We start from the raw sequence: 24342 nt of genomic DNA on the forward strand, positions 1-24342 counted from the left end.
TATATAATTATTATATGATAAACCGAATAAAATTCGAACTTTAAAATAACATTATATAATTTACTATATATGGTATTCAGATATTAATTACTTAGTAAAATTATGCTTAATATCGTTTATATATATTAACAATATCCCGATAATAGTTATGTACTTTTTAAACATATGATACATTATAAATATAACGAAACCATCCATTCCCTTTAATTCTACTGACATATTCTATATCTCATCAGTTTAGATAACTCCTCCTGCTAGTTATACCATTTTCTAACTACGATAAATTACGTTATTTTTAATAACCGGGTAAAATTATTTTAAACTCGTTAGATAGTGTAGTCCTCTTTCACCTTTCTATCACAGATTTTAAATCATAATTACCATCACATGCACAAAATTGCACACAAAAAAACCGAGCCAAAGCCCGGTATCATCGTATTTATGCGGTTTTCCTATGCAAGCACCGGCACAGCATTTTCAACAGTGTGCCACTTTAACTTTAATTAACTATTTCAAAACATCTTAATTCAATTTAAAACACCTTTATATCAACGTTTCAAACATTTAAGAAACTCCAATAATGCGGATAAAGGGATTCGAACCCCCACGCCACAAGGACACAAGAACCTAAATCTTGCGCGTCTGCCAGTTCCGCCATATCCGCAATATAAAAATGGGGGATACAGGGCTCGAACCTGTGACATCCTGCTTGTAAGGCAGACGCTCTCCCAACTGAGCTAATCCCCCGTTTGACAACTACTTAAATATACCGTAGTTGCCAAAAATTGTCAACTTAATTTTTAATTTTCTGCATCCGGATCAAAGGATTCACCCTTCGTCCGCCGTGATAAGTCAACTTCCTTTAATGGAATTAGCTTACTACCGTACTTAACCTTGTAGTAAATGTAGAAGCCCAATACGATTGGTAAACTCATGTAAGCAATCAACAAGCCCATCCAATCAAGGTTCACGATGGCATTAATATCTTGCCCCCCAATCACGATGATACTTAAGATAATCGCAAAAATAGGACCAAATGGATACCAAGCCGCGTGGTACTTCAATTCCTTCAAATCATGCCCTTGGGCCACAAAGGCTTTCCGGAAGCGATAATGACTAATTGCAATCCCTAACCAAGCAATGAAACCTGATAACCCAGAAGCGCTAATCAATAAACTGTACGCTTGTTCACCAACAAATTGTAATAGCCAAACAGCAATCCCAATAATCGTGGTGGCCAATAAAGCGTAAATTGGAATTCCCCGTCGGTTAACATAACCAAATTGCTTAAAGGCAAATCCTTCCCGCGCTTGGGAGAATAACATCCGCGATGAGGCATACATCCAAGAGTTAGCCGATGAAAGCACGGCTACTAAAATGACGGCGTTCATCACACTGGCCGCCGCTGCTAAGCCAGCCCGCTTAAAGACTAACGTAAATGGACTCGTCACGATATCTTGCACATCCGCACTTAATAAGTTTGGATTCGTATATGGTAAGATGCAAGCAATCACAAAAATTGTAAAAATGTAGAATAATAAAATCCGCCAGAACGTTGACTTAATCGCCTTAGGTACACTGTGTTCTGGATTATTCGTTTCCCCAGCGGCAATCCCGATCATTTCTGTTCCTTGGAAAGAGAACCCAGCCACTAAGAACACACTAATAATCCCAGAAATTCCATTCACGAATGGGGCTTTCTTATAGGTAAAGTTACTTAAATCAGTTGGGCCTTGTCCACCCATAATTCCGAAGATAACTAACACCCCGACAATTAAGAAGGCCACCACAGCTAACACCTTAACGAGCGCTAACCAGAATTCCGTTTCCCCATATGATTTCACTGATAAGAAATTAATCAAGAAAATCAGAATAAAGACAACCCCCGAGAAAACCCACGCCGGTAAATGCGGGAACCAAAAGTTCATCACAATCCCGGCCGTCGTAACTTCAACGGGAACAGTAATTGCACAGTTCAACCAATAGTTCCACCCCAGGGCGAACCCCGTGGCCGGACTCACGAATTTTGAGGCATAGGCCGCAAATGAACCCGTTAACGGAATATAAGTGGCCATTTCTGCCAGCGACGTCATTAAGAAGTACACCATCATCCCCATAATGGAATAGGCTAATAACGCTCCCCCTGGACCAGCCTTCGTAATAGCTGACCCACTCGCAATAAATAATCCGGTCCCAATTGATCCCCCAAGGGCAATCATTGAGAGGTGACGTGATTGCAAGGTCCGCTTAATTTCACCTTGCCCAGCGTCAGTTTGCTTTGACATTTGTTCTCCTCCTTTATGTCAAAATAAAAAGGTCTTTTCCAACGTTCCGGAAAAGACCTGTATCTTTAACGAAGCGCTCCGTGATTTCCACGACAGTGAATTGCTTCTTCAACAATCCCCCAACTCCTTACCGGACAAACAGTAAGTTGTTTCGGCACGTTTCCCTTTCTGATTAGTTCCAGCGTTTGTCCACCTAGCTAATCATACTGATGATTCATGCGACCTCTTCAAAACTAAAATATTAATCTGTTACAAATTATACACAATTAGAATTTAATTACAAGTCCAAAGCCGATTTTCTGCGTCATAATTAAACCCCAGTTTTTGTAAGACACGTTGCGATGCCAAATTATTTGCGGTGGTTTGAGCCATAATCGGTCGCTGCGCAACCTGGGCGAGCACTTGTTTCACAGCCTTGGTCATTAAACCACGGTGCCGCTCTGCTGGTAATAAACCATAACTTAATTCTAATTGTTCCGCCACCAGCATTATCACTACTACCCCAATTAAGTGGTGTTGCTTAAAAATCCCCCACCAAGTACCATTCTTTAACCAATTTGTCAGGGCCCACTGTAAGGCTGTTGCATCATTCACCACTAAGCCCATTGCGCTCCCTAATTGATCTTGCAATAACAAAGCCCGCACTAATGATGCATCCGCGACCGTCAATAAATTCAATTGGTATTGTGATGACAACTCCATTATAATTACCCCTATCAAGTGAAAACGAGGACACCCATTATGCAACTAGAAACCATCCATCTTACTGAGCACGCCAGCTTAACGTTATACCGCCAAAGTTGGTTTGCCCATCAACAAGTTCCAGCCTTACTTATCATTCCCGGCGGTTCTATGAAAATGTTCCCCGTTGAATCAACCGAAAAATTGGCCCTGGCTTGGAGTGCGCAAGGCTATCAAGTTGCCGTGTTACGATATACGTTAATTTCCGATGGCCGAAATAAACCTTTATACCCGCAACCACTGATCGACCTTGCTAAAGCGGTGCAATATTTGCGCACCCATACGAACGAATTCCATTTGAATGGACAAATCTTTTTAAACGCCTTTTCGGCTGGCGGTCATTTAGCAGCCCTATACAATAATTATTGGTCGACCGCTTGGCTCCAACAACTAAGTAAAGTCCCCAATGAACTCGCTCAACCAAACGGCCTGATCCTTGGTTATCCAGTCATTAATTTACACGCCGGATTTCCCACTGACCAAGTCACCATCCAACAATGGACGGCCGATGAACGTTTCATTGATGCAAGTACTACGGTTAATGCTAACTGCGCCCCCACCTTCATTTGGACCACCCTTGACGACCCCTTTGTACCGGCCAGCAACAGTTTACAATATTTTAACGCCTTATACCAAGCACAGGTGTCGGTTGAAGGCACTTTTATCCCCACGGTCCACACGGGATGACCCTAGCCCAACCTAACAGTGCCCGCAAGGATAGTGAAATTGATCCCCATGTGGCCACCTGGTTTAAACTTGCGCATCAATGGATTGATAATAGGTCGTGAGCCACGCAAATAAAAAGCGGTCGGAAAATCCCGCCCGCTTTTTATAGTTTAAATTAATGAATATCTTGTATAACGCATCCGTTGCATGGTTGGGGCTAACTTCACGTAGAAGACTTCCATGATTTGTAACCAAGTATAACCTAATAACATTGCGCCAATTGTATCCGTTGGAAAGTGTGCATATAAGTACACCCGTGAAATTGCTAACAGAGCTACGAACACAATCGTAATAGCAATCGTTACCCGCCGTTTCAAATCATTTTGAATAATTGGTACTACAACTAATAAGACAATCCCGGCAATCAAGAATGTCCCTAACGTGTGCCCACTTGGGAAACTAAACCCATCATCGGCAGCTAAGTGTTGGGCTGGCCGCGCCCGTTGAATCAAATGCTTAATAATCCAGCCCCAAGCATCACCCGTAACCAGCGTCGCGAATGACCAAAGTGCTGCTACTTTAAACTTCAAGCCCCATAATAAAACGGCTAATAATAATCCCCACAACAAAGTCATCTTAGGACTTCCTAAAAATGAAATGAACTTCATGTAAGCGGTCATAAAGCCACTCGGGTGATTACTAGTAAAAAGCGTTTGGAAAGCTGCATCAACGGTGCTAACCAATAAGGCATTGCGCCAAACCATAAACGCTAATATTAAAAAAATGACCCCGGAAACAATAAACCGAAATTTCCGGCCATGATCAAATTGAATTAACATTTCGTTACCTTCTTTTCTTTCAAGATTCAATAATAGTTAAATTGTATCACAAATCACGTGGCTTCGATACGTGGGGTTTCGGACGTAATAACTGACTGATTGGTTTTGGACCTATAAACTTACGCCCATAAATAGCGGCATTAATTAAGTCACCAAGCCCAAAGCCAACCGACAAGGCTCCCGCAATCACTAAGACTTGGTACAGATACGTCATGGCCAACGCTTGATTTCCTAAGGCTAAGGCCCGAATCATCCGATATGATTGGCCCCCAGGCACAAAATTAACTAGCGCTGGTACATTATAAATAATCATCGGCAAGCGTTGCCGGCGGGCTACCAGCATACTAAAAATCGAAATCAACACCGCTCCAATCATATTGCTTAACGCCAGCCCTAAATGCCACCATTGATTAATCAATAAATATGCCAACCAACATACCGTCCCGATTAACCCTGACGGAATATAAGCCCGCTTGGGAATATTTAACATCATCCCAAAGGTCACAGCGGCCACAAAACTCAAGCCACCTTGAATCCACCATGGTACTGTTGTCATCAATTACTCCTTTCTACGCCACATATCGTAAAACCAACACAATCGCACTTGCAATTGCCGCCGCCGTTAATAATGCTTCCAAAGCCCGTGACGGACCACTAATTAAGTTTCCGGCGACAAAATCACGGGCCGCATTCGTTAATGGGATCCCAGGTACTAACGGCATAATACTTCCAATAATCGTCGCATTGGCATTCGCGACAATTCCAACTTTTTGGAGAAGCATCGCACTAACTCCAACGACCACGGCTGCACTAAATTCACTAATATATTTAATTTGAAACTTACGGAATAATACCAAAAAGACCCAGTAACCAATCCCACCGATGAGGGATGATTCAATTACATCCCCGTAATCGCCAGTAAAAATCACTAATAACGCCCCACTTAAGACTGCCGCCGCCACACATTGTAACCATTCCGGCAGATTCGTTTGATCGCGATCGATAGCACTAAGTTCCGCATACGTTTGCGCCAACGTTAATTTTCCATTTACAAACCGTCGCGAAACATCATTCACTTCGGCCACTTTCCGGAGATTGTTTTTCCGGACCCGAATATCAACCGCTTGCGCATTGGGGAGATGATCAGATGACGCAACCATTCCCGTGACGGTCGTAAAAACCTGGAAACTCTTCAAGCCGGCAGCCCGGCCCATCCGATACACCGTATCATTAACCCGATCCATATTCGACCCATTTTCAATTAAAATTTGTCCCGCTAAGATACAAGTCGTAATCGCTAAATTACGTGTTTCATCATCCATCCATCAAGCCCCCTTCGTCATTATGTTACTAAGATATCATTAGCTGATGTTGTTATCCATGAATTATTTGGTATGATTAAGGAAAATTAATTTAATTGGGAGAAATTTAATGCACGAACATCCGCAAATATCACGTCAACGGTTTTTAAGCGTGACCGTTTTAAACGCTGTCATTACCCTAGCTGAAATTATCGGAGGCCTTATGGCGGGCAGTTTAGCCTTACTATCTGATGCCGTTCACAATTTAACCGATACCTTATCGATTGTGCTCGGCTATGTCGCCAGTCGGATTAGTACCCGGCCGGAAAATCAGTATCAAACCTATGGCTACCGACGAGCGGAAATTTTAGCCGCCCTGTTAAATGCGATTATCTTGGTAATCGTGGTCATTGGCTTACTTTACGAAGCATCGTGCGCTTTGCCCACCCTGAACCAATCAACGGGCCGCTCATGTTAACGGTCGCCATCATCGGCTTAATTGCGAATATCGTTTCACTATTCCTATTACACGCCGGGGTTAATCATAGTCTCAATTTAAAGGCGACTTACTTACATATCTTAGGTGACACGTTATCATCTGTCGCCGTGATTATCGGCGCCCTGGTCGTCACCCTCACCCAAGTCACGTGGGTCGACCCGGCATTAACCATTTTAGTGGCTTTATTAATCGCCAAAGAAACCTTGCCCGTCATTAAACAAGCGAGCTTAATTTTAATGCAAACCGGCCCCAAAGTTGATTATGACCAAATCACCAAGGATTTAACGGCGTTACCAGGGGTTAATCATATTCATCACCTCCATGCTTGGATGTTAGATGAACACACCACCGCGATTTCACTGCACATTAACTGTACAAACCAAGAATTAAGCCAAATCGAACCCCTCTACCAACAAATTGAAACCATTCTGAAAACTAAGTATCACTTCAACCATGTTACGATTCAAGCCGAATGTCACCGTGGCGAGGCTGAGTCATTAATCGCAAACGAAATTGATCACTTTGAACACTAAAAACGCTCCTAGCTGAGATTAACTCAACTAGGAGCGTTTATTTGAAACCATTATTTAGAATAACTTCCCAACGAAATAGTGAATGGCCACGGTAATCAATCCAATGATAATATTGCGGAGCATGGCCACTTTCGGGTTCCCATCACCAAGGCGGGCACTAATATAACCAACTAAGGCGCTGGTAACCATCACCGCGAGGATCGTCATCGGCCACTTCGCCACCCCAGGGGTAAACGTCATGGCAACTAGTGGTAAGATTCCCCCAAGACCAGCCGAAACTAAGGATGAAAAGGCCGCATCCCATGGATTTAAATAATGACCTAATTCAACATTGTATTTCACCTTCACTACGGTTTCTAACGGCTTTTTCGCTAATAAATCTTGGGCAATTGCCGCTGATGTTTGCGGCGAGATTCCTTTAGCTTCATAATATTGCGTCACCGCTGCTAATTCCCCAGCAAAATCCGTTTTTAATAATTGCCGTTCTTTTTCCACGGCTGCTTTTTCGGTATCTTTTTGGGTGCTAACGGAAGCATATTCCCCCGCCCCCATCGAAAAAGCGCAGGCCAGTAAATCGGACAACCCCGCTACGAAAATCGTAAACGAATTCGTCGTGGCCGCCGCCACAGAAACCAACACGCCGACAACGGTTAAAATCCCGTCATTGGAACCTAAAACTCCGGCACGGAGGGTATTCAACTTTTCTTCCATCGTTTGTTTTTGATGCTTTGCCATTGAACTGACCTCCTTAACGGGCAATTAATTGACCAATGATAAAGGTTACTAACATCGTTAATAAACCTGATGCCACATTCCGCAACACGGACTTTGGTCGGTTTGATTCGCCTAACACAGCAGCGGTATACCCGGTAATCACAAGGGCAATCGTCACGGCGACCATCGTTAACCAAATCCGCCAATGATCAGGAGATAACGTCACCGCCGCAATTGGTAAAATCGATCCCAAAGGGAAGGAAATAAATGAAGCTAACGCCGCTGCATATGCACTTGTGTATTCATGCGGGTTAAAGCCATAGCGTTCTTGCACAACCGTTCCGACGGCATCTTGTTCCATTAATTCTTGCGTGGCTTGATGCGCTAGTTGCGGATCAATGTCTTGGTCAATAAATTTTTGTTTTACAAAGTCAAATTCCCGTTGGTAATCTTCTTCAAGGCGTTGTGTTTCATTTACTAACGCCATTTTTTGCGAATCACTTTGGGTGCTCACGGAAATATATTCCCCCGCGGCCATTGAAATGGTACCGGCTAAACTCCCCGCTAACCCGGAAATCAAAATCGAAAACGGATCTTTTGTGGCCGCCGCCACCCCGATAACAATCCCGGCGACCGAGATAATTCCATCGTTGGCTCCCATGACACTGGCCCGCAAAACATTAATTTTTTGCGCTAAGGACATTTTTTTCTTCATTGTTGCTTCCTCCCTTTATTCGCCCTTTAATTTACACCTTATCAAGCGCTAACTCAAGTGTTAAAATAAAGAAAAAGCGCTTACAAAAAGGAAGTGATTTAATTGCGTTACCTAACTTCACCTAGTAACGACATTCGCTATAATTTAGCCTTGGAATCCTATTTAATGAAACACGCAGATTTAACTGAACCGATTCTTTATTTTTACATCAATTCGCCCTGCATTATTTTAGGCCGCAATCAAAATGCATATGATGAAATCAATCTTGATTACGTCAAGCAACACGACATTATCGTCACCCGGCGCACCTCTGGGGGTGGCGCGGTCTTTGATGACCTCGGGAATGTCAGTTTTAGCTTTATTACTACCGATGATGGTCATTCCAATGGTAATTTTGCGAAGTTTACCACTCCCGTTTTAAAGGCGCTACACCAACTGGGCGCGACTGACGCTACCCTAGCTGGCCGTAACGACCTTGAAATTAACGGACAAAAATTTTCCGGTAATGCGATGAAAATTGAGCGCGGACGGATGTTTTCCCACGGCACTTTAATGTATGATGTGGACCTTGACGTGATTGAACACGCCCTCACCGTCCCGGATGACAAAATCGCCGCCAAAGGGATTAAATCGGTGCATGCCCGCGTGACGAATTTAAAACCCCATTTTGCCCCGAAATATCAACATCTAACCATTGAAGAATTCCGTGATACGTTAGCCAAGGCTATTTTACACGTAGATAATCTATCCCAGGCCAAGTTATATGAATTAACTCCGGCCGACCAAGCCGCCGTGAACGAACTAACTCAACGTGTTTACCAAAATTGGGACTGGGTCTATGGCAAATCACCAAGCGCCACCATCCAACACCGGCACCACTTCCCCGCGGGCACGGTTGATTTCCGGTTAACCGTTGACCATGGTCACATTACCGACTTACAGGTCTACGGGGATTTTCTCGGACAACAAACTCCGCAAGCTTTCATCGACCGCCTTGTCAACGTCCGCTATGAAGCCCCAGCCATCAAACGGGCCTTACAAGGTTTCGACTTTGCGGGAACGTTTGGCCAGATTCCGGCTGCTGCCATTATTGATTTACTACTTAAACCAGCTTAACCAAAAAACAGGTGCTTAAAAATTAGCACCTGTTTTTCATTAAGCTTCGTTATCAGCTCGAACAACAGTGACTGAAACCCCAGAGTGTTCCACAATTTCAGACGCTTGGGAACCAATCGTCTTCCGCGATCCTGGTTTACCAATTGACCCAACGACAATTAGGTCTGGATTAAATTCTGGCACCACGTGGTTACAAATTCGTTCCGCTGGTTTATCACCTTCGTCAACAATGGCCGTGATTTGTTTTGGATCAACCCCATAATCAATCGCCGCTTGCACATATTCTTGAATCCGGTGTTCCAATTTATCACGACTGTCATGCACGTATTCATCATCCAAAATTTGGAACACATTCACGCGCTTCGTTTCAAAAATTGAAACAATTCCTAATTCCGAGCCATCTCGCTTGGCCTTATCAACTGCATAGTAAAAAGCTGCTAAAGCATCCGGGGCTTCATCAACCCCAACTAAAATCTTGTGAAACTTCTTTGGTTTAATTTCCATTTCAAAACTCCTTTTTGAATTGGATCATGCTACTTCTTTATCATACGAGAATTTGCTATGATTGTAAACACTAGTATGTGAGCCCGTGTAAAGTTTCCGAATGCTAAGCTTTGAATTCCGTGCGGCGTTAGGTACTAACGTCGGAGGAATTTATGCTTAGCACTAGGAAACTTAGGGCGAGCATAATTACAAGTATGAAGAGAAAGTTTAGACTCGCGTTAGAGCGACCCTGCGAACATGATTTCAAATGTGAATAGAACACTCAACATCACACGTATCACTAATCAATCCAACCATCATACCTCGAGGTCATCCCATGGAAATCCAAATTCAACCCTTTAACCAATTAACTACCACCCAACTGTGGCAAATTTATCGCCTCCGGGCCACCGTCTTTACCGGCGAACAACATATCGTCGTCCCCGATCCTGATGAAGCTGATTTAATTGCCCTCCATGCCCAAGGAAGAATCAAAGGTGAATTACTTACCTATGCCCGAGCATTTGTGAATGATGATGCCATTCACCTTGGTCGCGTGGTAACCGCTCAAGACGCCCGTGGCCATGGTTATGCTAAACAACTGTTAACCCAACTCATCATCCAAGCCCAACGCCAATGGCCCAATTTACCGATCACCTTAGACGCCCAAATCACTGCCCAAGGATTATACGAAAAATTAGGCTTTCAACCCGTCGGCGACCAATTCATGGAAGCGGGCTTACCCCATCAAAAAATGATTTTACCTTAAACAAAAACGAGCTAACCAAAAGTGGTCAGCTCGTTTTAATTATTCTGCCGTTGCCTTTACAGCCGGCTTCGGTTTATTATTCTTGCGGTTCTTTTTAAACGTTGGTTTCCGCTTATTACCATTTCCCTTTTGATCAACTGATCCTTGGTTTTTATGATTGGACTTATTCAACCGTTTCTTAGGTTGATTATCATTTAAAATCGTCACCATTGGAATAATGACTGGTCGCCGGCCCGTCCGGTCATACAATAACTTTTGGAGCCGGGAAACAATCGTCCGGTTTAACGCCCGCCGATCAATCGTCTTGTGGTTCTTAAACGTATTTAAGATCGCCCAAAAGACTTCGTGGTTGGCGGCACGAATCAAGTCTTGTGATTCGTGCATGTAGACAAAGCCTCGCGAAACGATATCTGGACCGGCCACAATTTGGAAGTCCTTTAAGTCGACGACCGCAATTGCCGTCACAACCCCTTCTTCGGACAACATCCGCCGTTCACGAATTTCTGGATCGCCTACGGCATCATTGACATCACGTCCATCAATGTAAACATTCCCCATGGATTCAATGTGGTCCGCAATCCGCGCCGTATCCTTCGTTAAGGCTAAAACATCCCCATTTTCCATGATGAACGTATTTTCCTTTGGCACCCCCGTTAATTGGGCCAATTCAGTATGAATCTTTTGCATCCGGTATTCACCGTGAACAGGCGCGAAGAATTTGGGCTTCATCAACCGGAGCATAATTTCTTCATCTACTTGGCCCCCGTGACCAGACGTGTGAATGTTGTTCACGTATCCGTGGATCACATTGGCCCCAGCTTCTTCTAACTTGTTAATTAACGTGTTCACACTCGTCGTATTCCCTGGAATTGGGCTACTTGAGAAGACCACCGTATCATCCGGTTGAATCGTAATTTGCCGGTGCGTCCCACTGGCAATTCGACTCAAGGCCGCCATTGGTTCCCCTTGGGATCCAGTACACATCACCATTACTTGTTCGGGTGGATAGGAATTTAATTCACTTGGATCAATCAATGAGTCATCTGGAATCTTTAAGTAGCCTAATTCACGACCAGCAACAATCGCATTTTCCATACTCCGCCCAACAACGGCAATCTTCCGACCTTGCCGAATCGCTTCATCACTGGCTTCACGTAACCGGTAAACATTGGAAGCAAAGGAAGCGAAGATAATCCGCCCTTTAATTCGTTGGAAGACTTTACGGACGTGGATATCAACCCACCGTTCAGACTTCGTAAATTCTGGGCGTTCAGCGTTAGTACTATCAGAAGTCAATAATAAGACCCCTTCGTCACCAAGCTTGGCCATTTGTTGCATGTTCGGAGCTGGTAAATTACCAACTGGGGTTAAGTCAAACTTAAAGTCCCCGGTTTGAATAATCGTTCCTTGGGGCGTGTGGACCGCAATCCCTAACGTATCTGGAATTGAGTGCGTCGTCCGGAAGAAACTAATCCATAACTTCTTAAAGTGGACTTCGGAAAATTCATCAACTTCGTGAAATTCCGTTTCCCGTAATAGGTGCTTTTCTTCTAACTTCCCCTTAATTAAGGAAATCGCAAAGGGACCTGAGTAAATCGGCGCCTTCACTTTTTGCAAGAAGAATGGCAAGCCCCCAATGTGGTCTTCGTGCCCGTGGGTAATAAAAATCCCTTTAATCTTATCCTTGTTTTCAACTAAGTAATCATAGTTTTGGATTACGTAGTCAACTCCAAGTAAATCGTCTTCTGGGAATAAGACTCCACAGTCAATAATGATAATTTCATCTTGGAACTGGACCGCATACATATTTTTTTCCAATTTCACCTAAGCCACCAACGGCAAAGAAGGCGACTTCATTATTATTAATATTTAATTTGCGCATAGTTCTCCTATCTTTCTCGTCTGCCCGAACGCAACTTGTTAAGCTTCAATATGACGTCCGGAAATGACGTGTTTTTACTATTAATTCGTACAATTAAATTATTATCCAGTTTACCATATCTAGGCACTGAATGCGTACAAATAAGTTAATTTATCCGCGTAACTTCAAGTATTCATTAAGTCACTAATCCTTTGATATTCAAGGCTAATAGCGCTATAATAACGTTCGCATTTAAATTTATTAAATAGAAAGAAGGCGTCTGTAATTGCAAACTGATATTCATGGACATCCCTATCATCGGAAGTTGCTCGTTGCCGTCCTAACCATCGGTACTTTTTGTACGTTTTTAACTGGGACCTTTTTAGCCACTGCTTACCCGGCCATTATGAAGAGTTTTGATATCTCAACGGCTACGGTGCAATGGTTAACGACCAGTTTTATGTTAGTGAACGGGATTATGATCCCCATTTCGGCTTGGTTAATTAATCGCTTAAATTCGCGAATTATGTATTTATTCGCGATGACGTCCTTTTTAATTGGGACCGTTACTGCCTTCTTCGCCCCTAGTTTCCAAGTTCTGTTAATTGGGCGGATTATTCAAGCCCTAGGGATTGGGGTCTCAATGCCCTTACAACAAACGATTATGCTCTCGATTTTTCCACCAGAACAACGGGGCGCCGCCATGGGGGTCGTGGGGTTAGCGGTTGGATTAGCCCCCGCCATTGGACCGACCCTCTCCGGATTAATCGTTGATAACTTAACATGGCGGGACCTATTCGGTTTGATGATCATTCCAATTATTTTAGTCATTATCTTAGCCCTCTTCTTTATGAAACCGGTCTTAAAGATTCATCAACAACCGCTTGATATTTGGTCTATCATTTCTTCCACAATTGGATTTGGGGGCTTATTATACGGGGTCTCTGAAGCTTCATCAAAAGGCTGGACGGATAGCTTAGTCCTTGGCTTTATCTTCGTCGGTTTAATTTTTATTCTCTTATTCTTACACCGGCAATTAAAATTAGCCGATCCATTCTTGGATATCCGGGTCTTTAAGCACCCTGAATTTGCGATTGCCTCCGTTATTTCCAGTATGGCTAACCTCGCCATGGTCGGGGTTGAAATGCTGTTACCCCTTTACATTCAAAATATCCGCGGCGAAAGTGCTTTCCACTCTGGTTTAATGCTTTTACCGGGGGCCATGATGATGGGGATTATGTCGCCAATTACCGGCCGGTTATTTGACCGCTTCGGGGCTCGTTACCTAGGATTAACCGGATTAACCTTATTAACGATTGGGACCATTCCATTCTTAACGTTAACCGCGGAAACGCCAACGTTATCAATTATCATCTTCTATGCCATTCGGTTATTTGGGATTTCAATGGTCTTCATGCCGGTCACTACCTCAGGGATGAACGTCTTACCAATCCAAGAAATGTCCCACGGGACGGCGGTTAACAACACGTTCCGGCAAGTTTTAAGTTCGATTGGGACAGCCGTCATGACCACTATCTTAACCAATGCCACCAATGCTAGCAAACCAGCTAAATCGTTATTAACTACGAACCCCTTACAATTTAAGGACGACATGATTAACGCTTCCCTCGCTGGATTCCATGCTGCCTTTGGGATGGCCATCCTGTTTGCCGTGATTGCCTTTATTTTAAGTCTCTACTTAAAGCCAGGTAACCGGGCGCGTGAAAGCAAACTTAATCAATTCAAGCAAGGAGGCGCTCAAGCATGATTTTATTCATTACCATTGCCGGGGTCCTCGGCTTTTACTGGTTTGCCGCCGTTGATCAAAATCGTCCCCATAGGTGGTGGTATGCCACCGTGGCCCTCATTATCTTAGTCGGCAGTGTGATCACCTTCGTGTTACACGACAATCAACACCTCGGGATGACCACGACCACGAAAGCACACACGGTCAAATTAGCTTCGATGAATGATAAGATTAACCTCCTTGTTTACCAACCAATTGGCACGCAAGGAGATCGGGTTTATATTTATCAAACTCCAACTAATCATCATCGCCAAATGACCAAGGCTGATATTAATGTGACGACGAAACTTTCGTCCACTAACGGCACCGCCAAAGTCGTCATTACTAAAGACCAATACACTTATAAAACTGGCTTTGATCGGTTCATGTTTGGTATTTTCGGTAATCACAATAATGTTAAGCACACCACTTATCATTTCTATGTCCCAAACGACTGGATTGTCATTAATGCTCGCCAAGCTAAGCAATTAAAGCCAGTGATGTTGCAACATGGCGCCGAAATTCAAGCCCAAGTGCAAGGTGAATTAATGACCCAATTAACTACCAATCAACCGACGAGTGACCAACTCGCGAACCAAACGCGCTCATTAGCCACGCTTGCCGTTAAGCAATATCTTAAATAACCAAAAACTCGCCCCCGGGCGAGTTTTTTTTATTGCAGAATACTAAATAATTTATACTACAATCGAAATTATTTCAAATTGCCAACTATCGACCTAACCGGTAAAATAATGGTGATATTTGAAATAATCGAGGTAATTTATTATGCAATTTTATCCCAAGTGTGGGCACGAACTCAACCCCACCAGTAAATTTTGTCCCAAGTGTGGGCAAGCGATTGAGGTAACAAATCACGTTAATATGTCTAAGCAACCCAAGTGGTTCCAAAAACCTGTCACTTGGATTGCAGCGGTCATCGTCTTAGGAGGTGGTGGTTACGCTACTTACCAACACCACCAAAATCAACCGGTTGCATCATCAATTGCTAAAACTAGCAAATCTAAAAATGCCACCCATACCACAGCTCAAGCAAGCCAGCTTAGTGACCAACAACTCGCGATGGCTGCCTATATTTACCGGCTTCCAGGTGATAATCTCGCCGCTAAATACGAACGGTTCCAATTACTCGCTGATGGCAAAAGCGCTAACCCCCAATTTGAACAACCATCCAGTTTTGAAAACGACGGTGGCCAATACAAAATTCTCGTTGGGATTTCTGGTGGATCTTGGTACACTATCCAAATCAATGGCAATCAAGTTACAATTCAACATTTTACGCACGGCACCAACGATAATAGCCAAACCTTTACTAAAGCCGAGTTACAAAAGGTTTTTGGTTCCCAAACTGACAAATTAAGTGCTGCCATTAAGCAAGTTGGTGGTAACAGCAATAATACTTCCACAACAGTAGCATCTTCATCTTCATCATCTGAATCATTAGATGACCAACTTCGGCGTTGGCATCAAGAAGAACAATATGCTAACGAATACCAAAAAGATCGTGATGGAAATTGGGTCCACTACACTGGTAATGGTCAATTTGAACACGTGGATACACCTCCAGCCGATTGGTTACAACGGACTGGGAATACTAAATAGCGAGGACTAACAAAGTGAATTATTGTCAACATTGCGGTCAGCAATTACCAGCGAATACAAAATTTTGCCCTAACTGTGGCCAACCGGTAACTAATCCGACGCCGCAACGATCGAAACGTCAACAAGTTAGTAATCACCAATCAAAGTCTTGGTGGCTAATCGATGGTCTCCTCTTAGTTGTTGGGATTGGATGGTGGTGGATGGACCAACGCCAAGTGGCCCCGCAACACCCCCACTCCATCGCCAAATCACACACTGATTCTCAAGCTAGCCCCGCTGCTAAGCCAAAACTTAAACTAACGGCTACCGTCCCGATTAACATTTGTTTCAATTGCATTTGTAACTCCTATTGATGATCCTTTAACCATTGACTAACTTGGGTGGAAATTGCATCCCACATTGAATTAAACCCATTGTTTTTTAATTGTTGCAACGTTTGATCCGCTTGGTCGGGATTTTGCGCAATCTGATCGGCGGCTTGGTCAACTTGTTGCAATTTAGCTTGCTTTTCTGCACTTAACGAGCTCATTAGTTGCTGATTTTGTGCTTTTAAATTGTTAATTGTATTTTGCAATGCTTGCAAGTCATGATCATGTTGATACTGCTTTGTCGCACCACGTAATTCTGCTACTTGTTGAGCTAATTTTTGATTATCTCCACGTAATTGCTTAATGCTACTGGAATTTTGCGAAATTTGGCTACTTTGATCCGCATTGTTAATCGCTTGTTGTTCCTGGTTTTGACAAGCCCGCAACACGCCCCCTAAAACCAGCGCAATGATTACAATCCCGCCCAACAATAACCACCGTTTCGAGTGCCGAGATTGCTTTGGCGACGATGGCGATTGAACCGGTTCGCTAGCCGACTTCGGCGTTGCTGCTTGACGTTGTGGCATCACTTGCAGTTGAATTTGATGCAAGGCGCTATGACCATCCGCATCTTCAGCCACTAAGGTTAATAAGTAATCGCCAGGTTGATGAATATCAACACTTTTATCCATCACCAATATGTCTGCATTCACAACTTGTCCCGCATCATTCAACACTTTAGCACCGAGTTGTTGTTTAACTTCATGATCACTTAATGGTTGATTTAACGGCCAAATTAATTGCTCTTTAGTCGTTGTAATTTTAATTGCCATGCTTTTAATCCCCTTTAAGCTATTTTCACCTTACATTTTACGCCTACGAACTTAAAAATGACAAAGCAATCACGAATTTAAACTAATCTTAATTTTGATTGATTTATATCAAAATTAAAACCCGTCCACATCATAGCTCTGGCCGGCTAGTGGGCGGGTTCGCACACAACGCATAGCCACTGTCTAAGTCGGCTTGCTTATCATAAAGATAACACAAATTCCGGATAATACAATCATTGGTAACACTTTCCAAACAACTGTTACTTAGCCGTATACATTGCGTATACCTTTAATATATAAAATAACATTATGTAGTTGCAAATTAAAATCAAACTGCTATTATCAACTTAAGCAAGTTCGACATGGACGGTGGCTGACGAATAGAAAGGAGGTTTTTCCTATGGAAGAATCTTATGAAAGGACTCAGCCTGATGACGCTTTACGAAGCATTGTCGCTAGTTTTAAGGTCACTGAGCTTTCTTTGGAAAGTTTATACCAACTTTCGGAAACGAAAGTAAAATAAAACCCGTCCATCTTACAGTTTTGGCGAACTGATGGGCGGGTTAACTACCTTATCACATAGCCACTGTCTAAGTCGGCTTGCGTTTTTTTATTACAACTATATTGTAACACGTACATTCATCCTGCCAAGGAAAAGTAACACTTTAAATTTTCTGTTACCTAATTTTGGCGGCTAGGACTAACTAAATTTTTCAATTTCCGGCAACAGCGGTGCCTTAAATTCCCGCCGTTGCAAAGTGAACGGATCAGTAAATGCTAATTCAACCGCTTGCAATAATTGATGGTTATCCGCCGTTGGTTCCCCACCATACAAATGATCACCAACTAATGGGTGACCGAGTGATGATAAATGAACCCGAATTTGATGCGTCCGCCCACTATGCAAGCGCAACTTAACTAAGGAATAACCATTTTGTTCAGCCAACACCCAATATTCGGTTCGCGCCGGTTGCCCCGCTTCATCAATCACCCGGGCCGCTTGATCAGGCACCCGTAAAATCGGCGCCTCAATCATCCATGTTGCTCAGGCATCGTTCCGGTTACCACCGCATAATAATACTTTTCCATCGTGTGTTGTTGGACTTGTTGACTAATCATGCTGGTTGCGACATTATGCTTTGCCACTAACATCAAGCCCGCCGTCCCCCGATCGAGGCGCGTTACTAAATGCGGGCGTTGATTGGGGGCTTGTTGAGATACAAGATATCCCGTGACCCGATTTAAAATCGTATCATTCGGTTGCGTCGGCCCGGGCACGGACACTTCACCAACTGCTTTATTAACGACTAACCAATTGTCATCTTCATAAACCGTTTCAAATGGTAAGTCACTCAACGCCACCGTTTCATCCCGTGATTCAGCGGGAAATTTAATCGTTAATGGTTGGTTCGGTAACACTTTCGTCGTTGGGCGTACGGGGCGGTGGTCAACTAATATCGTACCGGTATGTTTTAAATCATTAAACATCCGGTGCCCCATCCCCAATTGGCTTAAGTATTGCTTAATTTTAATTGGCTCCGCACAAGTATAAATCCACGTATTTTCCATTTTAATCCTCTAATAAGTAATCGTATAACATTGCCGTTCGTTGCGGTTGCGCATCCACCCCAAGTAATTCAGCAATCGCGTAAGCAAACGCCATCGCCGTGGCCGGGCCCCGACTCGTCAATAAGTGGTGGGTTTCATCTTTAACCACGAGTTGGTCATGGAGCCGTGCACTCGGTACTGCGGGGGCAATTTCAGTTTCCACCCCAGGGAAACAAGTAAAGTCAGCGTCAGTTAACACCCCGTGTCGCGCGAGCGCAATCGGTCCGGCACAAATCGCCGCATTCCATTGGCCATTGGCTTGGCGGGTTCGTAACACCTCGCCCACCCGCTCATCATCGCGTAAACGTTCCGCCCCGCCACGACCACCAGGTAAGACAACTAACGGGGCTGCCGTCAACTGGTCATGCCACGTTGTATCTGCTTGGATTTTAATTCCATGACCGCCCGTCACTAATTGGTCCCCTAAGGCTACTGTTGCAACGGGAATCGCTAACCGGCGTAAGACATCAACGACCGTTAACGCTTCAATTTCTTCACAGCCATCGGCTAATAAAACTGCCACTGCATTTGTCATTGTAGTTCCTCATTTCTTAATTCGTATGCCGCCACTTTGGATCAGTCAGAACCCGCGCAAAGGTTAAGCCTAAAGGAATAAAGACCATAATTTGAATCGCCTTCATTAACCATTCCGCACTCGTCCCGACATTCATCATCCCAAAGTTAAAAATTCCACGGTATAGATACAACCCCGGCACCATGATTACTACGGACGGAATCGTAATCGCAATCCGCGGATAACCGACCCGTTTCCGGATAATCGAAGCTAATAACCCCGCCGTCAGCGCCCCAATAAAGGCGGCCGCCCCAGCAACTAGATGCATATCAACTAAGGTTAAGCGCAGCGTATTGGCAACGGCCCCAATTAACCCCGCCAATGCCGCCATCCGGACGGTACTATTAAACATAATTGAGAAGCCAAAGACCCCAAAGAAACTACAGATCACCCGTAGTAACATCAAAATCCCCGGCGTCAACATTTGCGGCGCAAAATCTTCCGGATGCAGGCCACACACCATCGCCGTTAACCACCCGGCTAAGGTCCCGACCCCAATCACCATCGTCGCAAACCCGAGTCGTTCTAATCCCGAGCGCATATCAACTTTCGAAATATCCAGCCCACTCGTAATTAAGGGAAAACCAGGAATGATGAACAACATTGCTCCGATGTAGCCGGATTCGTGCCGAAAATTAATCCCGGTCAAGTGATGAATCACTTCAAAGACCCCTAGGTACATGCAACATGCCACGACCACCGCAACGGCGACACTAATCATCACCATGATTTTACGGTCGAGCAGAATCCGGCGCACATAATTCCCAATCCCGGCCCCGAAGAAGGTACACAACATTTCAATTGGTCCCCCACCGAGTAAGAAAACGAAGGCCGCACAGGCAATCCCGGCGGCTAACCCACGTTGCAAGCGCGTATAATTACCTCGTTCATGACTAATATTTTTCAAGCGTTCGTGAATTTCGGCCACTGACCATTCCCGGTTCGAAAGTTCAATTTCTTTTACCAAGGCTTCCAATTCGTTCAGCCGGGTCATATTCACGCCGGAACCTGGTAATGATAAAACTTGCGTATAACTGTGCGTTCCTTCGACACAGGTATAACTGATTGACGTTAAGCCAATATCAGCCGTACAGGTTAGGTTCAGTGCCCGGGCCACGATGTTCATCGCATCCCGCACCCGCCAAGCTCCGGTCCCGCAGCTCAGAATCATGATGCCAATCCGGCCCACCGTGACTGTACGTTCAATCATTGAAGCCTTTAAGGCGGGGAGATCATCATCCGACTGGACCAGTTGATCCCATGGCATTGACATATGTTGTTGGTAATTAGCTAGTTCATCATTGGTATCCAAAAAAATTCCCTTCTCTCTGCTTAAAATCGTAATTAATTATACGCTGTTACGCTTTAAAAGACCAATCAGGCCATGATTTACAAAAAGCGCCAACATTTAACTTACCACAGCTAAATATTAGCGCTTATAACAAGTAATTAGATTGCCAACGGGGGAAATCAATCGTCAGCCAACCTTAAAAGACTAAGCGCTCCATCACATCAACGACTTGTTGTTCATCAGCACTTAAGACGTAATTATGTTGGGTCACGAGTGAAATTTCAAATTGAATTGGCACTTGATCGGTTAAGGTTAAGACCTTAATCCCTGGTTCGTTCCGGACAGCCGGTTCAATCATTAAGGCCACCCCTTCATTTTGGCGAACCAATTCTTTGACCCAGGACACATCTGGCATCCGGTACACCGCCACATCCGGAGCAATCCCGGTGTACTTGCAATACGTTTGGAACGCTTTTTGGTGAATGTACTGTTGGTCATACGTAATAAATTTTTCATCCGCTAATTCCGTAAATGACACGGCTTCGCGATTAGCTAACGGATGATCTTCACTAACAATCAATTTAAATGACGTGGCGGTAATTTGTTGCACATCCAAACCAGCAACTTGAATTGGCTCTAATGACGCAATTAACGAAATATCAAGCTTGCCTTGTTTAACTTCCCGCAGTAAGTCGTGCGACCCCTTGGCGATAATTTTTAGGCGTTTCAAAATTTGATTATCTAAATCACGTACCAATACCGGCATCAACTGCCGCCCAATCAATGGCGGAATCCCAATTTGAATTTGTTTTAATTTATCCCGCTCAATTGTTTGGCGGGTGACCGCTAATTGATTCAGTAATAGTTGCGCATTTTCATACAATAATAACCCGCTACGCGTAATCATATCTTCCCGATGGGTGCGATCCGGATTCACGAGCGTGGTTTGAAACTCCCGTTCGAGCCGTTGCACCGATTGCGTAATCGTGGGTTGGGAAACCGAAAATTCCCGCGCGACTTGTGAGTAATTTTTTTAATTTCACCAATTCGATGAAGTATTGTAAATCCCGTGTATTCATGCGGATAACTCCTTACCTTTAATACCTTTTATTATACCAAAAAACGCCAACAACTCGGCGCTTCTCGGGAGATTGTTGACGTTTGATATGGTAAATTTGATTGATTTAATTATGTGGATATTGATGATTCAATTCGTAAACTAATTCCGGTTCTTGGCTAATCCGAGTGTTACGGTTTAACTCATCAATCATCGTCATTTCAGCTGGTGATAATTCAAAGTCATAAATTGCGGCATTTTCCACAATCCGTTCCGCATGAGCAGACTTCGGAATAAAGGAAATCCCGCTTTGGTATTGCCACCGTAAAATAATTTGCGCTGGTGACTTTTGATGTTTCGAAGCCAATTCAGTTAACACCGGTTCATCCATCATCCGCCCGCGGCCAAGCGGCGCCCAGGCTTGCGTCACAATGTCGTGTTGCCGATCAAATTCGAGCATCGCGGCTTGATTAAACCAAGGGTGGCGTTCTAATTGGTTGACCACCGGCATTTCGCGCGCTTGCGTCGCCAAATATTGTAAGTGAATCATCCCGTAGTTGCTTGTCCCGATTGATTTAACTAAGCCGGCCGCCTTTAAGTCTTCTAGAGCGCGCCAAGAATCAAAGAATGTTTCGTGAATTGGCCAGTGCAGCAACAATAAATCAACATAGTCTAATTGCAATTGCTTTAGTGATTCTTTAAATGAAGCAATCGTTGTATCGTATCCTTGATTAGCTTCACTAATCTTCGTCGTAATAAACAATTCTTCGCGCTTAGCTGGTAACTTAGCCAAGGCGTTCCCAAGCATCGCTTCATTGCCATACATTTGGGCCGTATCAAACAGACGATACCCCGCATCAAAAGCCGCTTGAATGGCTTCATCTAAGGTTGCTTGGTCGGTAATTTTATAAACCCCAAAACCTTGCTTGGGCATTTGATGACCATCAGCCAATGTAAAATATTCTTGTTTCATTTGTATTCTCCAATCAATTATGTAACCGTATAACTTTTATTATAGCGTAAAATTTATTGAAATTTGTACCAAAAAAGAGTTCTGACAAAATCTTAGCTTTTTGTCAGAACTCTTTTCATTTATTTGGTCCGTTTATGTCAGAATTTGTGAATGGATTGTAATTTTTAAGGATAAGATTTAAGGAAAAGATAAACTTGCCGGACCATTTTAGAGAGGAGGTAAATGATTACTTAATGTTGATAAAGTCAATCTTGAAGAGCCGAGCTAAACTTTCAAGTTGGTCTTCACTCAACGCTAACGTTAAGACCGTGTGGTGACCACCACCATACTTCATCCATTGCTTGGATCCTTCTGCTACCCCAGCTTCAGGAACCCACATTTGCTTAGCAACTGGAAGCTTTGGCATTTCAGCTTCTGGCGTCGTGCAGTCAACTGGGTAACCAATGAACTTGTAGCCATCATCAAAGTATGAAAGCGTAATGTCGTAACCCTTACCTTCAGCCCCCGTGAAGACTAACCGAGCTGGGTCATCCTTACCACCGATACCTAATGGGTGAACTTCAACCCGTGGCTTGTCGGAAGCTAATGTTGGGTCAACTTCAAGCATGTGTGAACCCATGATGCTTCGTGACCAGCCCGTAAGTCAAGCGTGTAGTCTTCCATCAAGGCCGTTTGCTTGTTGTCAGCGGCAATCTTAAGTAACCGGGTTAACCCAGCCATCTTAAAGTCACCTTCTGGACCAAATCCGTAACCGTCAATCATCAATAATTGCACAGCCAAACCAGGTAATTGGTCAAGACCATTCAAGTCTTCGAACGTGTCCGTAAAGGCATCGTAGTTGTTGTCATCCAAGAACTTCTTGATTCCTAAGTATTCCCGTAATTGGTAACGAACTGACTTAACGTAAGCATCGTGGTCATTGTCACCTTCAACTAAGTCAAACTTAGCTTCCAAGTCCTTGTAGGCAGCATCGATTTCTTCTTCAGAAATAGCATCTACTACATCAACTAATTCCTTAACTGGGTAGTAGTCAACCGTCCAACCAAGCTTGATTTGAGCAGCAACCTTGTCACCTTCCGTTACGGCAACGTTCCGCATCGTGTCCCCGAAGCGAGCAATCCGAATGTGGAAACTTTCATTGTAAGCCACGGCCACGTGTTGCCAATCAGCAATTTGTTGTTGAACTGGTTCGTCGCCCCACCAACCGTAAACTTCCGTCGTAGGTACATCAAGCCGTGAATTAATGTAGGCATATTCACGGTCACCGTGCGCACTTTGATTTAAGTTCATGTAATCCATGTCGATTGTATCGAATGGAATGTTGTTTAAGAATTGCGTTGATAAGTGAAGTAATGGCTTTTGGAGTAATTCCGTTCCCCGAATCCAGTTCTTAGCTGGTGAGAACGTGTGCATCCAAGTGATTACCCCGCAACATCATCATCGTAGTTAGCTTCCTTCATAAACTTCGTGATAGAGTCTGCCGTCGTTGCAACTAACTTAAATTCAACTGGGAAGTCCAACTTGCCCGAGTTATTTAAACCATCAACAACCTTCTTGGCATCTTCTTCAACGGCTTGTAAAGCTTCTGGGCCGTAAAGGTGTTGACTACCAACAACAAACCAAAACTTGTAATTCTTTAATTCACGCATAATTACAACTCCTTTTAATTAACACACCTAATTTAATGATCAACAGCTTCACGCTGTTATTAAACCGCTTACATTCATTATAGTAAACGAGTTATACGGATAAATAAATACATTTTTATAA

The 24342-nt window shown here is 43.7% G+C and carries 20 protein-coding genes, 2 tRNA genes, 4 pseudogenes and 1 riboswitch; of the genes and pseudogenes, 8 read left to right on the forward strand and 18 right to left on the reverse strand.

What is annotated here, in order from left to right; all coding sequences use genetic code 11:
• Nucleotides 1-581: 581 nt before the first annotated feature.
• From JCM14505_RS02090 to JCM14505_RS02105, 4 genes are all read right to left on the reverse strand, one after another.
• Nucleotides 582-664 (reverse strand) — tRNA-Leu (locus JCM14505_RS02090).
• Between the two features lie 10 nt (nt 665-674).
• Nucleotides 675-747 (reverse strand) — tRNA-Val (locus tag JCM14505_RS02095).
• Nucleotides 748-800: 53 nt separating this feature from the next.
• On the reverse strand, nt 801-2285 hold the full coding sequence (locus JCM14505_RS02100) for an amino acid permease (RefSeq protein WP_054652543.1): 1485 nt from the start codon (nt 2283-2285) through the stop codon (nt 801-803).
• Nucleotides 2286-2348: 63 nt separating this feature from the next.
• Nucleotides 2349-2521, reverse strand: a riboswitch (Lysine riboswitch).
• A 37-nt stretch (nt 2522-2558) separates the two neighbouring features.
• On the reverse strand, nt 2559-2987 hold the full coding sequence (locus JCM14505_RS02105) for a GNAT family N-acetyltransferase (RefSeq protein ID WP_054652545.1): 429 nt from the start codon (nt 2985-2987) through the stop codon (nt 2559-2561).
• 39 nt (nt 2988-3026) lie between these two features.
• On the opposite strand from JCM14505_RS02105, the gene JCM14505_RS02110 reads away from it, so the two are divergent.
• Entirely contained in the window at nt 3027-3713 is a 687-nt protein-coding gene (locus JCM14505_RS02110; RefSeq protein WP_054652547.1) for an alpha/beta hydrolase, read from the forward strand.
• A gap of 149 nt (nt 3714-3862) precedes the next feature.
• On the opposite strand, the gene JCM14505_RS02115 is transcribed toward JCM14505_RS02110, so the two are convergent.
• Genes JCM14505_RS02115 through JCM14505_RS02125 form a run of 3 tightly spaced genes read right to left on the reverse strand, consistent with a single transcriptional unit; the run spans nt 3863 to nt 5853 of the window.
• Nucleotides 3863-4531: a phosphatase PAP2 family protein gene (locus tag JCM14505_RS02115; RefSeq protein ID WP_054652549.1), complete on the reverse strand. Its 669-nt coding sequence runs from the start codon at nt 4529-4531 to the stop codon at nt 3863-3865.
• A gap of 46 nt (nt 4532-4577) precedes the next feature.
• Nucleotides 4578-5087 carry a threonine/serine exporter family protein gene (locus JCM14505_RS02120; protein WP_054652551.1) on the reverse strand — a complete coding sequence of 170 codons (510 nt, stop codon included), beginning with the start codon at nt 5085-5087 and terminating at the stop codon, nt 4578-4580.
• Between the two features lie 13 nt (nt 5088-5100).
• Nucleotides 5101-5853 carry a threonine/serine exporter family protein gene (locus JCM14505_RS02125; RefSeq protein ID WP_054652553.1) on the reverse strand — a complete coding sequence of 251 codons (753 nt, stop codon included), beginning with the start codon at nt 5851-5853 and terminating at the stop codon, nt 5101-5103.
• 109 nt (nt 5854-5962) lie between these two features.
• On the opposite strand from JCM14505_RS02125, the pseudogene JCM14505_RS02130 reads away from it, so the two are divergent.
• Nucleotides 5963-6864 (forward strand): annotated as a pseudogene (locus JCM14505_RS02130) (cation diffusion facilitator family transporter).
• A gap of 54 nt (nt 6865-6918) precedes the next feature.
• Here the strand turns inward: JCM14505_RS02130 and JCM14505_RS02135 are convergent.
• A complete protein-coding gene (locus tag JCM14505_RS02135) occupies nt 6919-7599 on the reverse strand; it encodes a VIT1/CCC1 transporter family protein (protein WP_054652555.1) in 681 nt (226 codons plus the stop codon).
• 13 nt (nt 7600-7612) lie between these two features.
• Nucleotides 7613-8293 (reverse strand): VIT1/CCC1 transporter family protein, encoded by a 681-nt coding sequence (locus tag JCM14505_RS02140; protein WP_054652557.1) that lies wholly within the window; start codon nt 8291-8293, stop codon nt 7613-7615.
• Between the two features lie 102 nt (nt 8294-8395).
• Between JCM14505_RS02140 and lplA the strand changes: the two genes are divergently transcribed.
• Nucleotides 8396-9409, forward strand: coding sequence for a lipoate--protein ligase (lplA, locus tag JCM14505_RS02145; protein WP_054652559.1), 1014 nt, complete (start codon nt 8396-8398; stop codon nt 9407-9409).
• 39 nt (nt 9410-9448) lie between these two features.
• Here the strand turns inward: lplA and JCM14505_RS02150 are convergent, their stop codons facing one another.
• Nucleotides 9449-9913, reverse strand: a complete 465-nt coding sequence (locus JCM14505_RS02150) for a universal stress protein (protein WP_054652561.1) — start codon at nt 9911-9913, stop codon at nt 9449-9451.
• A 316-nt stretch (nt 9914-10229) separates the two neighbouring features.
• Between JCM14505_RS02150 and JCM14505_RS02155 the strand changes: the two genes are divergently transcribed.
• Nucleotides 10230-10661: a GNAT family N-acetyltransferase gene (locus JCM14505_RS02155; RefSeq protein ID WP_054652563.1), complete on the forward strand. Its 432-nt coding sequence runs from the start codon at nt 10230-10232 to the stop codon at nt 10659-10661.
• A gap of 39 nt (nt 10662-10700) precedes the next feature.
• On the opposite strand, the pseudogene rnjA reads toward JCM14505_RS02155, so the two are convergent.
• Nucleotides 10701-12543 (reverse strand): annotated as a pseudogene (gene rnjA, locus JCM14505_RS02160) (ribonuclease J1).
• A 265-nt stretch (nt 12544-12808) separates the two neighbouring features.
• Here rnjA and JCM14505_RS02165 point away from each other — a divergent pair.
• The 4 genes from JCM14505_RS02165 (at nt 12809) to JCM14505_RS02180 (ending at nt 16281) form a co-directional block, all read left to right on the forward strand.
• Nucleotides 12809-14290 carry an MDR family MFS transporter gene (locus JCM14505_RS02165; protein ID WP_054652565.1) on the forward strand — a complete coding sequence of 494 codons (1482 nt, stop codon included), beginning with the start codon at nt 12809-12811 and terminating at the stop codon, nt 14288-14290.
• Nucleotides 14287-14952 (forward strand): DUF4811 domain-containing protein, encoded by a 666-nt coding sequence (locus JCM14505_RS02170; RefSeq protein ID WP_054652567.1) that lies wholly within the window; start codon nt 14287-14289, stop codon nt 14950-14952. Before JCM14505_RS02165 ends, JCM14505_RS02170 begins: the two co-directional genes overlap by 4 nt.
• A 142-nt stretch (nt 14953-15094) precedes the next feature.
• Nucleotides 15095-15928 carry a zinc-ribbon domain-containing protein gene (locus JCM14505_RS02175; protein ID WP_054652569.1) on the forward strand — a complete coding sequence of 278 codons (834 nt, stop codon included), beginning with the start codon at nt 15095-15097 and terminating at the stop codon, nt 15926-15928.
• A gap of 14 nt (nt 15929-15942) precedes the next feature.
• Nucleotides 15943-16281, forward strand: coding sequence for a zinc-ribbon domain-containing protein (locus JCM14505_RS02180; protein ID WP_054652571.1), 339 nt, complete (start codon nt 15943-15945; stop codon nt 16279-16281).
• On the opposite strand, the gene JCM14505_RS02185 is transcribed toward JCM14505_RS02180, so the two are convergent.
• From JCM14505_RS02185 to araA, 7 genes and pseudogenes are all read right to left on the reverse strand, one after another.
• Nucleotides 16275-17069: a hypothetical protein gene (locus JCM14505_RS02185; protein ID WP_054652573.1), complete on the reverse strand. Its 795-nt coding sequence runs from the start codon at nt 17067-17069 to the stop codon at nt 16275-16277. The genes JCM14505_RS02180 and JCM14505_RS02185 overlap by 7 nt on opposite strands.
• Nucleotides 17070-17769: 700 nt before the next feature.
• A pseudogene (locus JCM14505_RS02190) lies at nt 17770-18638 on the reverse strand (RluA family pseudouridine synthase).
• 1 nt (nt 18639) lies between these two features.
• Nucleotides 18640-19212, reverse strand: coding sequence for a DJ-1 family glyoxalase III (locus JCM14505_RS02195; RefSeq protein ID WP_054652575.1), 573 nt, complete (start codon nt 19210-19212; stop codon nt 18640-18642).
• 16 nt (nt 19213-19228) lie between these two features.
• Nucleotides 19229-20524, reverse strand: a complete 1296-nt coding sequence (locus JCM14505_RS02200; RefSeq protein WP_082405591.1) for a threonine/serine exporter family protein — start codon at nt 20522-20524, stop codon at nt 19229-19231.
• 214 nt (nt 20525-20738) lie between these two features.
• Entirely contained in the window at nt 20739-21479 is a 741-nt protein-coding gene (locus JCM14505_RS02205) for a LysR substrate-binding domain-containing protein (protein ID WP_263848929.1), read from the reverse strand.
• Between the two features lie 247 nt (nt 21480-21726).
• Nucleotides 21727-22572, reverse strand: coding sequence for an aldo/keto reductase (locus JCM14505_RS02210; RefSeq protein ID WP_054652579.1), 846 nt, complete (start codon nt 22570-22572; stop codon nt 21727-21729).
• A gap of 226 nt (nt 22573-22798) precedes the next feature.
• Nucleotides 22799-24221: pseudogene (gene araA / locus JCM14505_RS08890) on the reverse strand (L-arabinose isomerase).
• Nucleotides 24222-24342: the final 121 nt, after the last annotated feature.

Source organism: Limosilactobacillus equigenerosi DSM 18793 = JCM 14505, assembly GCF_001311375.1.
GTDB lineage: Bacteria > Bacillota > Bacilli > Lactobacillales > Lactobacillaceae > Limosilactobacillus > Limosilactobacillus equigenerosi.